At 61.7% G+C, this 12,694-nt stretch carries 11 protein-coding genes and 1 pseudogene; 11 read left to right on the top strand and 1 reads right to left on the bottom strand.

Going from position 1 to position 12,694, the window contains the following annotated elements; genetic code table 11:
• Positions 1-89: 89 nt before the first annotated feature.
• Genes mce through mtnK form a run of 4 tightly spaced genes read left to right on the top strand, consistent with a single transcriptional unit; the run spans position 90 to position 2,479 of the window.
• On the top strand, positions 90-494 hold the full coding sequence (mce, locus tag Q2941_RS04470; RefSeq protein WP_027523810.1) for a methylmalonyl-CoA epimerase: 405 nt from the start codon (positions 90-92) through the stop codon (positions 492-494).
• Positions 495-503: 9 nt separating this feature from the next.
• On the top strand, positions 504-779 hold the full coding sequence (locus tag Q2941_RS04465; protein ID WP_027523811.1) for a DUF1467 family protein: 276 nt from the start codon (positions 504-506) through the stop codon (positions 777-779).
• Between the two features lie 30 nt (positions 780-809).
• Positions 810-1,157, top strand: a complete 348-nt coding sequence (locus tag Q2941_RS04460; RefSeq protein WP_254112172.1) for a hypothetical protein — start codon at positions 810-812, stop codon at positions 1,155-1,157.
• A 32-nt stretch (positions 1,158-1,189) separates the two neighbouring features.
• The gene (gene mtnK / locus Q2941_RS04455) at positions 1,190-2,479 is read left to right on the top strand and encodes an S-methyl-5-thioribose kinase (RefSeq protein ID WP_027523813.1); all 1,290 of its coding nucleotides are present in this window, start codon (positions 1,190-1,192) and stop codon (positions 2,477-2,479) included.
• A gap of 58 nt (positions 2,480-2,537) precedes the next feature.
• Here mtnK and Q2941_RS04450 read toward each other — a convergent pair whose 3' ends face one another.
• Positions 2,538-3,419, bottom strand: a complete 882-nt coding sequence (locus tag Q2941_RS04450; RefSeq protein ID WP_458191749.1) for a hypothetical protein — start codon at positions 3,417-3,419, stop codon at positions 2,538-2,540.
• Positions 3,420-3,745: 326 nt separating this feature from the next.
• Here Q2941_RS04450 and Q2941_RS04445 point away from each other — a divergent pair, with 326 nt between their 5' ends.
• The 7 genes and pseudogenes from Q2941_RS04445 (at position 3,746) to Q2941_RS04415 (ending at position 12,692) form a co-directional block, all read left to right on the top strand.
• Positions 3,746-5,335, top strand: a complete 1,590-nt coding sequence (locus tag Q2941_RS04445) for an ABC transporter substrate-binding protein (protein WP_458191748.1) — start codon at positions 3,746-3,748, stop codon at positions 5,333-5,335.
• Positions 5,336-5,394: 59 nt separating this feature from the next.
• Positions 5,395-6,318 carry an ABC transporter permease gene (locus Q2941_RS04440; RefSeq protein WP_027523816.1) on the top strand — a complete coding sequence of 308 codons (924 nt, stop codon included), beginning with the start codon at positions 5,395-5,397 and terminating at the stop codon, positions 6,316-6,318.
• On the top strand, positions 6,315-7,136 hold the full coding sequence (locus tag Q2941_RS04435; RefSeq protein WP_027523817.1) for an ABC transporter permease: 822 nt from the start codon (positions 6,315-6,317) through the stop codon (positions 7,134-7,136). The genes Q2941_RS04440 and Q2941_RS04435 overlap by 4 nt, the downstream gene beginning before the upstream one ends.
• Positions 7,133-8,113 carry an ABC transporter ATP-binding protein gene (locus Q2941_RS04430; RefSeq protein ID WP_458191747.1) on the top strand — a complete coding sequence of 327 codons (981 nt, stop codon included), beginning with the start codon at positions 7,133-7,135 and terminating at the stop codon, positions 8,111-8,113. Before Q2941_RS04435 ends, Q2941_RS04430 begins: the two co-directional genes overlap by 4 nt.
• The gene (locus Q2941_RS04425) at positions 8,106-9,158 is read left to right on the top strand and encodes an ABC transporter ATP-binding protein (protein ID WP_035662732.1); all 1,053 of its coding nucleotides are present in this window, start codon (positions 8,106-8,108) and stop codon (positions 9,156-9,158) included. The genes Q2941_RS04430 and Q2941_RS04425 overlap by 8 nt, the downstream gene beginning before the upstream one ends.
• Before the next feature lie 183 nt (positions 9,159-9,341).
• Positions 9,342-9,467: pseudogene (locus tag Q2941_RS04420) on the top strand (zinc-ribbon domain-containing protein); the annotation flags it as partial.
• Positions 9,468-9,575: 108 nt separating this feature from the next.
• Positions 9,576-12,692, top strand: coding sequence for an adenylate/guanylate cyclase domain-containing protein (locus Q2941_RS04415; protein ID WP_458191781.1), 3,117 nt, complete (start codon positions 9,576-9,578; stop codon positions 12,690-12,692).
• Positions 12,693-12,694 lie beyond the last annotated feature (2 nt).

Below are 12,694 nucleotides of genomic sequence, written 5' to 3'. Positions count from 1 at the left end.
TTTTTTGAGCAGATCCCTTCGCAAAACCGCGTCACACTTTGCGCTAACGCGGCCCTTCGGGTCCGGATCATGCTCTAAGGGAGAGAACCATGCTGGGCCGGCTCAACCATGTCGCGATCGCGACCAAGGACGCCGCCAAGGCGGCAAAGATCTATGGCGCGGCGTTCGGCGCGCAGATTTCCGAGGCCGTGGCTCTGCCCGAGCACGGCGTGACCACCGTATTCGTGACGCTCCCCAACACCAAGATCGAATTCATCGAGCCGCTGGGCGAAGCGTCGCCGATCGCAAAGTTCCTTGAGCGCAATGCCGACGGCGGCATCCATCATATCTGCTACGAGGTCGCCGACATCATCACCTCGCGCGACGTGTTGGTGAAGGAGGGCGCGCGGGTGCTCGGCGACGGCGTGCCGAAGATCGGCGCGCATGGCAAGCCGGTGCTGTTCCTGCATCCGAAGGACTTTTCCGGCGCGCTGGTCGAGATCGAACAGGCGTAGGGCAGGGCGATGGCCTACCAGATCTCCACCGCGCTCGCGATCTACTTCGTGCTCTGGTGGGTCACGCTGTTCGTGACCCTGCCGTTCGGCGTGCGCAGCCAACACGAGGACGGCGTCGGCGCCCCCGGCACCGATCCCGGCGCGCCGATCCTGACCGGGATGCGCCGCAAGCTGATCTGGACCACGCTGATCTCGGCGGTCGTCTTTGCGATCGGCATGGCCGCCTATCATGCCGGCTATCTCTCGATCGAACGCTTGTCGAAATTGATGGGAATGCCGTTCTAGAGTTTTCGAGACGACGCTTTGGGGGAAGAAATGACATTTCAACGGATCGTCATTGCGCTCTTGATATTGATCGTCGCAGGGCTTGCCGCGATAGGTTATTTCGAATGGAAGATGGCCGTGCAGGTCCGCACCATGAAGGCCTTCGTCGAGGGCTACGTCTTCAACGAGGCGGTGATGGCTTGTGAGCAGGCGCAGAGCTCGACGCCGTTCAAATGGAACGGCGGCAAGAGCACCGCGATCGCCGGACTGCATTCGATCAAGCTCGACAAATATACGGTCGTTGCGAGCTACACGCTGGTAGCGGACGGCGTCTATTGCGATTACGATCCGATCAAAAGAAAGGCCGATATCGGTTCGAGCTTCCTGGAGCGCGACTGACGATCCGGCCAAAATCATGGGCAGGAATCGTCATGACGCAGGGGCAGGCGGAGAGCTATCGGATTCTGCATGAGGTGGATCTGCGGGACTATCTCGCGGGCCGTCCGAAGCTGGTGACGGTGCTGGGTGGCGCACCGGGCGACTGGTCGATCACGGAAGTCGGCGACGGCAATCTCAATCTCGTCTTCATCGTGAAGGGAGCGCGCGGTGGCGTTGCCGTGAAGCAGGCGCTGCCCTATGTCCGCCTGGTCGGGGAAAGCTGGCCGCTGCCGCTGTCCCGCGCGCATTACGAATACCTGGCGTTGACGCGACAGGCCGAGCTTGCGCCTGGCCTCGTGCCGTCGGTGCTGCATCACAATGACGCGCTTGCGCTCACGGTGATGGAGCTGCTCGAGCCGCACATCATCATGCGCAAAGGGCTGATCGCCGGCACGCAATATCCGCGCTTCGTCGATGACGTCACCACCTTCATGGCGCAAACATTGTTCTTCACCTCCGATCTCGCGCTTACCGCCGCGGAGAAGAAGGAGGGCATCGCGGCCTTTGCCGGCAATCACGCGCTCTGCAAGATCACCGAAGACCTCATCTTCACTGATCCCTATCGCGTGGCCGAGCAGAACCGATGGACCGCGCCCTACCTCGACGCGACGGCCGCGGCCTTGCGCGATGACATGGAGCTGCATGTCGCGATCTCCCGGCTGAAGCTGAAATTCATGGCGAGCCCGGAGGCGCTGATCCATGGCGATCTCCACACCGGTTCGATCATGGTGACGGGGAGCGAGACGCGGGTGATCGATCCCGAATTCGCGTTCTACGGCCCGATGGGGTTCGACGTCGGCGCCGTGCTGGCCAATCTCCTGATGGCCTATTTTGCCTCCGCCGGCCACGAGCGCGCGCCTGGCGAGCGCGCCGCCTTCGAGGCCTGGGTGCTGGAGACGGTCGAAAGCGTCTGGAACGGGTTCGCCCGCAAATTCCTCGACCTCTGGCGCGCCGGCGCCACGGGCGATGCCTATCCCGTCTCGCTGTTCGCTGGCGAGCAGGGCGCCGCGCGGCTGGAGGCCGAGCGGCAAACCTACATGCAGCGCCTGTTCGCCGACACCGTCGGCTTCGCCGCCGCAAAAACCATTCGCCGCATCTTCGGTCTTGCCCACAACATCGATTTCGAGCTGATCGAGGATCCGAAGCGGCGTGCGATCAGCGAAGCCCGCGCCGTCCGTCTCGCGCGCGGAATGATGGTGGAGACGGCAGCGTTTCCTGCTATCGCGGACGTTACCGGCGCTGCGCGAAAGCTGCGCGATTGGCAGGCGGAATTGTCAGGCTAAAGACGTCGCGCGAGGCGCACGCTCCGCTCGCAATGACGGGAGGGGCTGTTGCGGAACGCTAATACAGGCGCATCGGCAGCAGGGCGCCGTCCGTGCCGACCAGCAGACCCCAGGTCTCACTGGCCGCGACCTCGAACTCCCGGCTCTGGACCTTGCCCACGACCTTGAGGGTGACCTCGTACTTGCCGGGCGGCAGGTCGATCCTTTGGCCGTCCGGCAATTCGCCTGCAGCGGCGTCGGAGTCAGTCAATTTCTCGCCGGCGTGCGCCGCAAGCCTGATCGCCTGCTCGGCAACGGTGATGACTGCCGCTTCATCCGTTTTGTTGCCGAGCAGCAGCCTCACTTGCCCCGGCTTCGGCAGAAGGCCGGCAGTCGCCGGGGCGAATTTGCGCCTCGACAGCTCTGCGACTGTCTTGTCATTCTGACGGGAGAGCCGGAGCAGGACCGGTCGTGCGGCCGTCGTGAAGGTGATCACCGCCCTATCAGGTGCGACGACCGCTCCGTCATTCTCGGCCCAGCCACGCTTGCCGAGTGCGTCGCGGTAGAAGTCGAGCACGGCTGCGAGATCGCGCGGCGTCTCGGCGTAGACCGAATTGATCTGCGGCGAATTCTTCGCCGTCGTGAGGACCCAGCCCTCGGGCAGCGGCAGACCGGTGTCTGCGGAAACCTTGGCCTCGAACCCCCGGCTGGTGGCCTCTGTCAGGACTGAAATGGCGGCGCAGAGCAGGCGCTGGGCGACGTATTCCGGGGTGCAACGGCCCTTGACCGCCCACCACGTCACGTCGCCGTGGTCGTCCGACCCCGATGTGCGGGTCCAGCCCGTGTGGATTTCGCCCGTCGGACTCGCCCCGGCAGGGCTTGGCGTGACTGGGATTGCCAGCACAGCCGTCGCCGCGACCAAGCTGCCGACGAGCAAAATGCCCAGCGTTCGGCTTTTCATCTCCGGATTTCCATCTCTACGAGATCCCTGGGCTAATGGCCCTCGTCCTGAGCTTGGTCGCATCGATCTCGGAAGACGTTCACTGCTCGTATAGCGTTGTTTTTTCAGCTGATTTTGAGTTCGCGCCCGGCCCGGGCCGTCGTTCGGAACCGGCGTCGCTCCTGGCGACTGTCATTTGTCTCCCGAGCTCCGGCTTCAGGAATTCAGGACGGAGCGCGTGCCGCGACTGCGCAAGGTTTGGTCTCGATCAAGACGAAAAGAGGAGCTTGCGTTTGGCGTGCCGCGAATGGTCAACTCGGAATAGGCCTGCAGTGTCGGAGGGGAATATGATGTTCAGGATAATGGCAATCGTCGCGGGTTTAGGGCTGGCGCTCGCCGCCACGGCGGAGGCCCAGACACCGCGCAAGGGCGGAACCATCCGCATGACCGCGCCCTACGGTTCGAGTTTCACCAGCCTCGACATCCACACCACCCAGCGCGCCCAGGACGAAATCTACGCCAAGGCCCTGCATCGCTCGCTCTACATCTGGGACTCCGCGGAAGGAAAGCCGGTTCCTGAACTTGCGAAGGAGGTCATCGTCTCGGGCGGCGGTCTCGTTCAGACCTTCAAGCTCCGCGACGACGCCTATTTCCATAACGGCCGCAAGATGACGGCCGACGATGTCATCTGGTCCTTCAATCGCATCATGGACGGCGCCAAGGCCTATCCCGGCGCGCGCTATGTCCGCATCATCGAGGGCGCGGCCGCGCTGGAGAAGGGGCAGGCCAAGGAGATCTCCGGTCTGAAGAAGATCGACGACTTCACCGTCGAGATGAAGCTGACCGAGAAGGTCGATCCCGGCTTCTATTTCTTCACCGCACTGACGTCGATCTATCCCGCCGACGAGGCCGCCAAGGACAGCTTCATCCAGCATCCGATCGGCCTTGGGCCATTCAAGTTCGTCGAGCACGTGCCGGGATCGCGCATCGTCATGGAGCGGTGGGATAAGTTCTACAAGCCGGGCAAGCCCTATGCCGACAAGGTCGTCGTGTCGATCATGGCCGAGGCGGCTGCGCGCGACGTCGCCTTCCGCAACAAGGAGATCGACACCTCCGTGCTCGGGCCCGCGCAATATGTCGCCTATCAGGCCGATCCCAACCTCAAGGGCACCATCGCCGAGATCGCCGAGGTCTTTACCCGTTACATGGGGATGAATCCGGCATTCAAGCCGTTCGCCGACAAGCGTGTCCGGCAGGCGATCAACTACGCGATCGATACCGACCTGATCATCAACAAGCTGGTCAAGGGCAAGGCCTATCGCGCTACAAGCTGGCTGCCGCTGACTTCGCCGGCCTACGACAAGAAGATGAAACCGTACGCTTACGATCCCGCCAAGGCCAAGCAGCTGCTCGCCGAGGCAGGCTATCCCCAGGGCTTCGAATTCGAATGGACCACCAGCCAGAATGAAAGCTGGGGCCTGCCGATCGTCGCGGCCGTGATCCCGATGCTGGACAAGGTCGGCATCAAGGCCAAGGTCAAGCAGGTCGAGGCCGCGGTGCTGGCGGAGGTGGTTCGCTCCGGCGACTACCAGGCCTTCATCTATTCCCAGCAGACCGGCCCGGATCCCCAGGCCGCGCTGAAATGCTTCCATTCGTCGACGCCGCAATCGGCCTGCAACTACATGAACTTCAAAAACGCCGACTTCGACAAGATCCTCGACGAGGCCGGGCAGGCCGACGACACCGCCAAGCGCACCCAGCTGCTGCAAAAGGCCAATGCGCTGCTCTATGACGAGGCACCGGTCTGGTTCTTCAACTACAACAAGGCTGTTATGGCCGTGCAGCCCTGGCTCCACGGAATTCAGCTGAACGCGACAGAGCTGACCCACCAGAACGTCGAGGACGTCTGGGTCGACGAGACCTCGCCCGCGAAGTGACACGCGTTCTCGTGCTCCCTCCGTCGCGATGAGCGATGGAGGGAGGGAAGAAAGTGCCGATGCTCTCCTTCCTGATCCGTCGCCTCCTGCAAACCATTCCGACGGTGCTCGCTGTCGTGCTGCTGGTCTTCGTGCTGTTCAGCGTTGTTCCCGGCAGCATCGCCTCGACCATGAGCGACGACGTCGATCCCCAGGTCGAGCTGCGCCTGAAGCAGCAACTCGGCCTGAACGATCCCGTCTATGTGCGCTTTGGCAACTACATCGCCAAGCTCGCGACCGGCGACTTCGGCACGTCGTTCCGGACGCGTGAGCCTGTGACGACGATGATCGCCAAGCGAGCATGGCCGACGCTGCAATTGATCTTCACGGCCATGGCCTTTTCCGTTGTGGTCGGCGTGCCGCTCGGCTTCATCGCCGCATTGCGGCCGGGCGGTCTCGTCGACAGCGCGGCAATGGTCGTGGCGGTGTCGGGGCTATCCATCGCCAAATTCTGGCTCGGACTGGTGCTGATGTATCTGTTTGCGTTGAAGCTCGGCTGGTTGCCGAGTTTCGGCTATGGCGATGGCGGCCTGAAATATCTGCTGCTGCCGGCCGTGACACTCGGCGTCTCACCTATGGCGTTATTTGCCCGGACGACGCGTGCTGCGGTCCTCGAGATCATGACGGCTGATTTCGTCCGCACCGCGCGCTCCAAAGGCATGAGCGAGACCCGGGTGGTGAAGTGGCACGTGATGCGCAACGCGCTTGTCATCATTCTCACCACTGTCGGCCTCCAGTTCGGCGGGTTGATGGGGCAGGCGGTCGTCGTCGAAAAACTATTCTCCTGGCCGGGCATCGGCTCGCTGCTGGTAGACAGCGTCTTGCAGCGAGACATTCCGGCCGTCCAGGGCTCCATTCTCGTGGTGGTGCTGGCCTTTCTCGCGATCAACTTGCTGGTCGACGTGCTCTACGGCGTGATCGATCCCAGGATCAGATACGCATGAAGCTCCGCGCCAATCTCATCATCGGTGGCGCGTTGTTCGCGCTCGCGATCGTGGTCGGGGTACTGGCGCCCTGGCTCGCGCACACCGATCCCGTCCTCGACGCCAATCTGATGAATGCGGAGGAACCGCCGAGCTGGACCTGGTGGTTCGGCACCGACGACCAGGGGCGCGACATCTATTCCCGCGTCGTCTACGGGGCGCGGGTCTCGCTGACGGTCGGCATCGCCTCGCAGCTCATCAACAGCGTCATTGGCGTAGCGCTGGGTCTGAGCGCCGGCTATTGGGGCGGCTGGTGGGACGATTTCGTCAACGCACTGACCAATGTCATGCTCGCGATCCCCTCGCTGATCTTCGCGCTCGCCATCATGGCGGTGCTTGGACCGGGCCTGACCAGTCTCTTGATCGCACTCGGGCTGACCAATTGGTCCTTCACCTGCCGGATCGCACGCGCCTCAGCACTGTCGCTCAGAAGCCAGGGCTATGTGCAGGCCGCCACCGTGCTCGGCTACGGCGATCTGCGCATCATGATCACGCAGCTCCTGCCGAACATGCTCGGGCCGATCGTCGTCATTGGTACGCTTGGCATGGGCAGCGCGGTCCTCTCTGAGGCCGCCTTGTCGTTCCTCGGCCTCGGCGTCCGCCCGCCGTTTCCGAGCTGGGGCAGCATGCTGTCGGATGCCCGCGACCAGATCACGACGGCGCCATGGCTCTCGGTCTTTCCGGGTCTCGCGATCTTCCTGACGGTGCTCGGGCTCAATCTGCTCGGCGACGGCCTGCGCGACATCCTCGATCCCCAATCGCGGAGCCGGCGGACATGACCGGCACACCGCTGATCGAGGTCGAAGACCTCCGCATCGATCTCGACGATGGATCGCGGCGCGTTGCGGCGGCGGAGAGCATCTCCTTCCGCATCGATCGCGGCGAGACGTTCGGCCTGGTCGGTGAATCCGGCTGCGGCAAGAGCATCACGGCGCTGGCCCTGATCGGCCTGCTGCGGCAGCCGCTGCAGATCGGAGGTGGCGTCATCCGGTTCGACGGGCGAGAAATTCAGCACCTTTCGGCCGCCGCCCAACGGGATCTGCGTGGCAATCGCATCGCCATGATCTTCCAGGAGCCGATGACGGCGCTCAATCCGGTCTCGCCGGTGGGACGGCAGATCGCCGAGATGTTCGTCCTCCACAAGGGCAAGAGCTGGCGCGAGGCCAACCAGCTAGCCGTCGAAGCGCTGGCGAGTGTCCGCGTCCCCGCGCCGGAGCGGCGCGTGAACGATTACCCGCACCAGCTTTCGGGCGGCATGCGGCAACGCGTGATGATCGCCATCGCCCTCGCATGCGGTCCGGATCTTCTGATCGCCGACGAGCCGACCACCGCGCTCGACGTGACCGTGCAAGCGGAAATCATCGAGCTTATGCGCAATCTGTGCGCCGAGAGAGGAACGGCTATTCTGATGATCAGCCACGATCTCGGCCTGGTCGCCAACGTCTGTCGCCGCGTTGCCGTCATGTATGCCGGCCGCATTGTCGAGGAGCGCGGCTCGGCCGATATCTTCCGGGCGTCCTCGCACCCCTATACGCAGGGCCTGGTCGACTCGCTGCCGCGGCTGGGCAGCCGCGCGGCGCTTGGCCGTAACAGGCTCAAGGAGATCGCGGGCGTCGTTCCGGCCATCACGAATTTCCCGGCCGGGTGCCGTTTCAATCCGCGATGCGCGCATGCGACCGATATTTGCCGGACAGTCGCGCCGGAGGCGACATTGCTGGAGGCGGGTGGTTTCGTCAGGTGTCATCACCATGCATGAGCCGCGGGGCAGGCCGAACGACGATATCGTTCTCAGCGTCGAGGATCTCGCGGTCCATTTTCCGGTGGGGGGAGGCTTGCTGGGCCGCGGCCGGCGGCTGCTCCGTGCCGTCGACGGCGTCGATCTCAGCTTGAGGCGAGGCGAATGCCTCGGCCTCGTCGGCGAGTCCGGCTCGGGCAAGTCGACGGTCGCGCTTTCGATCCTTGGTCTGCTGAGGCCGACGCGCGGCCGCATCGTGGTGGACGGACAGGTCGTGACGGGCCGGCAATCCGGCGATCGCAAGGCGCTCGCCCGCATCGTGCAAATGGTTTTTCAGGATCCCTACGCTTCTCTCAATCCACGCCAGACCGTTCGTCGCACGCTCGAAGATCCCCTGCGCGTGCATGGGGTGACCGCCGCAAGCGAGATCGAGGACCGTGTTGCGACGATGCTCCGGCATGTGGGCCTGCGGCCCGAACAGGCCGACCGCTACCCGCATGAATTCTCGGGTGGCCAGCGCCAGCGTATCGGCATTGCGCGCGCGCTGATCCTCAATCCCAGGATCGTCATCTGCGACGAACCCGTCTCGGCGCTCGACGTCTCGATCCGCGCCCAGATCATCAATCTGCTGCTGGAATTGAAGGAAACTCTCGGCCTCTCATACATCATGATCAGCCACGATCTCGGCGTCGTCGAACACATGAGCGACAGAGTCGCCGTCATGTATCTCGGCCGCATCGTGGAGAACGGCGATTGGCGCGAAATCTTCGAACGGCCGGCGCACCCCTATACGCAAGCCCTGATCTCCGCCATTCCCGATCCGCTCCGTCACGCACCGTTAGCTACGACAGGCGGCGACCTTCCCAATCCGCTCAATCCGCCGAACGGATGCGCCTTCAGCCCGCGCTGTCGTCACGCCGAAGCCGTGTGTCGCCGTGAGCCCGGTCCGTCACTTGAAACGCGTCCCGACGGACACTCGGTCCGGTGCTGGCGGAGTGACGAGATTGCCGGTCAGACGGCTTTGGCCTCGAGCGAAAGCGGACATGCTGAGCACGGAGCATCCTGACCTGCGTGGCTCGCCGGTCTGAGGCCATTGTCAGGCCAGTCCCACCACTTTGGATGCGGTGTTGCCGAGGCGCAATGATTTGCACCCCGCGCCCTTACTGGCACGTGACAGCAGGTCAGCAGGACTCTAGACTTTCGGCTAGGACCAAACTGGGCACAGCACGGTCCGGATTAGCAGGTGGATATGCTCTGCTCCCGCTGTGGATTGCGTGTTGCTACTGGCTCAAAGTTCTGCCGTGACTGCGGTATGCCCCTTTCATGGCAATGCGGTTCATGCGGACACCAAAACGCTGCGGGCGCGCGATTTTGCTCTGAATGCGGTCAGACGAGCGCCAAAGAATTCCCCGAAGAACGCGGTGCAGCCGGTGCTCCCGAAGACGGCGCAAAGCCCCAGATTGAGCGGCGTCGGCTAACGGTCATGTTCGTCGACCTGGTCGGGTCGACCGCGCTTGGAACGAGATTGGATCCAGAAGATCTGCGCGAAGTGATCTCCGCTCACCACCAATGTGTCACGAATCTGGTCTCCAAAAATGGAGGATATGTCGCTCGCTACATTGGCGATGGCATACTCGCGTATTTTGGCTATCCACGCGCACACGAGGACGACGCCGAGTGCGCCGTGCGAAGTGGCTTGCTCGCGGTTGAGGCCGTTCATCATCTGAGCAGCCCGGCGGGGCCTCCCGGTTCGCTTAACTGTCGTGTCGGAATCGCGACGGGTATCGCCGTTATCGGTGCTATCGTCGACGGGGACAGGGATTCTCAAACTGCGGTCGGCGAAACTCCGAATCTCGCAGCGCGACTGCAATCCATCGCCGAGACAGGCGTGGTGGTTATCGACGAGGCGACACGTCGACTTACCGGTGAGATGTTTCAGTACCGACGCCTGGGCCCCTTGGATCTGAAAGGTCTGAAGGGGCCAGTAACTGCCTGGGCGGTGACCAAGGAAAATATCATCGAGAGTCGTTTCAAAGCTCTTCGTTCGAGTGAGACGCCTCTGATCGGCCGCGCGGAAGAGAAGGGCCTGCTTCTGCGTCGATGGGAGCGGGTTATCGCCGGTCAAGGGCTGGTGTGTTTCTTGATCGGTGAAGCAGGGATTGGGAAATCCAGGCTCATTTCAGTCCTTGAAGATGCAAGTCAGGGAGGAGATCGACTTCCTCCGCTGCAGTTTTCGTGTTCAGCCCACCAGCAGGACGCGCCGCTTTACCCAATCATCCGCCACATCGAGCTCGCAGCGAAGATTGAAGGCGGAGATTCCATGCCGGTAAGGTCGGAGAAACTGGCGCTTCTCCTCGAGGAATACGGTGCTACGGAGCTTGATGGTTTCTTGATTGGTGATCTCCTTTCGATTGCCATGCCAACGCCAGGCCTGCCGCTCGATTTATCGGCGCGCAGGAAAAGAGACCTGACCTTGGCTTCGATTATTCGGTTGCTGAGAATGCAGACGTCTCAATCCGCAAGGCTGGCTGTCTTTGAAGACCTGCATTGGGCAGATCAAGTTACGTTGGATCTGATAGACAGGCTGATCGATGAAATCGACCAATTTCCGCTGATGTTGATCGCCAGCAGTCGTTTGGAGTTCCGACCGCCCTGGATTACCCGTCCACAGGTAACCGACTTGATCCTGACGGGGCTTGATCGGCGGCACGCAGCTTTGCTCGTCGATGCCGTATCTGGCGAGCATGCTCTATCGGCAGAGGTGGTCGATGAAATCATATCCCGCTCTGATGGCGTGCCGTTGCATATTGAGGAGCTGACCAAGTCAGTTTTGGAAAGCCAACTAGACTGGCTTAAAGTTGGTGTGAGACGTTCGGCGCTGGTCCCTCCGTCGCTCCATGCATCTTTGACAGCGCGATTGGATCGTCATCCAAATGCCAAAGAAGTGGCTCAGACGGCATCGGTAATAGGACGGGAGTTTTCATTCGAAGTTCTAAAAAGCATTAGTGACTTGGACGAGAGCATTCTGATTGCGGCGCTCGACGAGCTGACGGCGGCGGGGCTTGTGAATGGTCGCGGGCGGGCGCCCGACAGCTCGTATTCATTCAAGCACGCTTTGGTTCAGAATGCGGCATATGACTCCATTTTGCGTAACCGCAGACGCCACCTGCATCTACGCCTTGCTACACTTTTGGAAAGAGCCGCTGAACATAGTCCGATGACCAACGCCGAGGTTCTGGCGCTTCATTTTGAAGAGGCCGGTGAACCGGACCGATCAATAAAATACTGCTTGCTCGCCGCGGAAAAAGCATCCGGTCGCTCCGCGCTGGCCGAGAAAGCCAGCCATTTGAAGAATGCGCTTCGTCAGCAAGACCTGCTTCCATCGGGGGCAGAGAGCGCTGAGCGAGAGCTGTTTTTGCGATTGCAGCTCGGGCGGGCACTCATAGATCTTCGAGGATCGGGCAGCGAAGAGGTCCTGACCTGTTATGAGCGAGCTCGCACACTGAGCCTGCATACCGGTGACACCGTATCTCTCCTGAGAGTCTATGACGGTCTGATCAATTATCATTTCACTCACTCGGATGCAGAGAGCTTGTCTCGCTGCGCCGCTGATATTCGCGAGCTTCACCAGGATGCAAAACTAGCCGACTCCCAATCGAAAATGATGTCGTTCCGGGCCGCCGGATTGGCGCATTTCATTCGTGGACAGTTTGGCGAAACCTGCGACATCCTCTCCAGGTTGCTGACCGACTACGAAGTCGATCGGGATGGCCCTGATGCCAATTTGGCCAGCAGGGACATGAAGGCGTCCATGTATACGATAGTCGGAATGTCGCAGACCGCCATGGGCTATCCGGAATCCGGCTGCGAAACGGCAATGAAAGGCGTAAGGCATGCGGAATCGCTCAAACATGTCATAACGCTGGTGCTTGCCCTAAGGAGGGCTTGCGTACAGCGCATCATGTGGCGAGACGTGGAAGGCTGCGCAGCGCTTTCCGGACGACTTCTGGAAGTAAACAGAGACCACGAGACCTTTCTGGGGACGCGTGAAGGTGGCTTTTTTCACTCGTGGGCATTGTCGCGGACTGAAGCCTCTGTAAGTCACCTGGAAGCCATGAGGAGCCATATTGAGGAGCTGCACGAGGCTGGTCACTCGGTGATCCTGCCGTTCTTCATGGCAGCGGCTGCGGAAGTGCACCACGAGCAGGGGCAGAGTGCTGAGGCGTTCATGCTGTTGGAGAGAGCATTCCAGCTGGCGGAGGAAACGGGTGAGATCTGGTGCAAGTCAGAAATCATGCGGATGCGGGCGCTGGTTTGCTCCGCAAATGCCGGTGAAAGAGACCAATGGCTTTCCGAAGCGGTAGCGACGGCCAGAAAGCAGGGAGCAAGGCTCTGGGAGTTGAGGGCCGCCGCCGCCCAGGCAACATGCTGGCATGCGGAAGGCAAAGACGACGCCGCGTACAACGTCCTTTTGCCGGCTCTATCCGGCCTGACCGAAGGTCAATCGACGACGGATTTCAAAACGGCCTCAAAGCTTCTCGCAGATATAACGGCCGTTATTGGCGCACCGCGCTTGTCCAGAAATCCTGCCGAGGATTGAGG

Source organism: Bradyrhizobium sp. UFLA05-153 (genome assembly GCF_054185185.1).
This window is presented reverse-complemented; position numbering and strand designations above follow the sequence as displayed.

Excerpts from the sequence above, each read along its gene's own strand:
- mce (WP_027523810.1), top strand. The coding sequence starts at position 90 with ATGCTGGGCCGGCTCAACCATGTCGCGATCGCGACCAAGGACGCCGCC.
- Q2941_RS04465 (WP_027523811.1), top strand. The coding sequence starts at position 504 with ATGGCCTACCAGATCTCCACCGCGCTCGCGATCTACTTCGTGCTCTGG.
- Q2941_RS04460 (WP_254112172.1), top strand. The coding sequence starts at position 810 with ATGACATTTCAACGGATCGTCATTGCGCTCTTGATATTGATCGTCGCA.
- mtnK (WP_027523813.1), top strand. The coding sequence starts at position 1,190 with ATGACGCAGGGGCAGGCGGAGAGCTATCGGATTCTGCATGAGGTGGAT.
- Q2941_RS04450 (WP_458191749.1), bottom strand. The coding sequence starts at position 3,419 with ATGAAAAGCCGAACGCTGGGCATTTTGCTCGTCGGCAGCTTGGTCGCG.
- Q2941_RS04445 (WP_458191748.1), top strand. The coding sequence starts at position 3,746 with ATGATGTTCAGGATAATGGCAATCGTCGCGGGTTTAGGGCTGGCGCTC.
- Q2941_RS04440 (WP_027523816.1), top strand. The coding sequence starts at position 5,395 with ATGCTCTCCTTCCTGATCCGTCGCCTCCTGCAAACCATTCCGACGGTG.
- Q2941_RS04435 (WP_027523817.1), top strand. The coding sequence starts at position 6,315 with ATGAAGCTCCGCGCCAATCTCATCATCGGTGGCGCGTTGTTCGCGCTC.
- Q2941_RS04430 (WP_458191747.1), top strand. The coding sequence starts at position 7,133 with ATGACCGGCACACCGCTGATCGAGGTCGAAGACCTCCGCATCGATCTC.
- Q2941_RS04425 (WP_035662732.1), top strand. The coding sequence starts at position 8,106 with ATGCATGAGCCGCGGGGCAGGCCGAACGACGATATCGTTCTCAGCGTC.
- Q2941_RS04415 (WP_458191781.1), top strand. The coding sequence starts at position 9,576 with ATGTTCGTCGACCTGGTCGGGTCGACCGCGCTTGGAACGAGATTGGAT.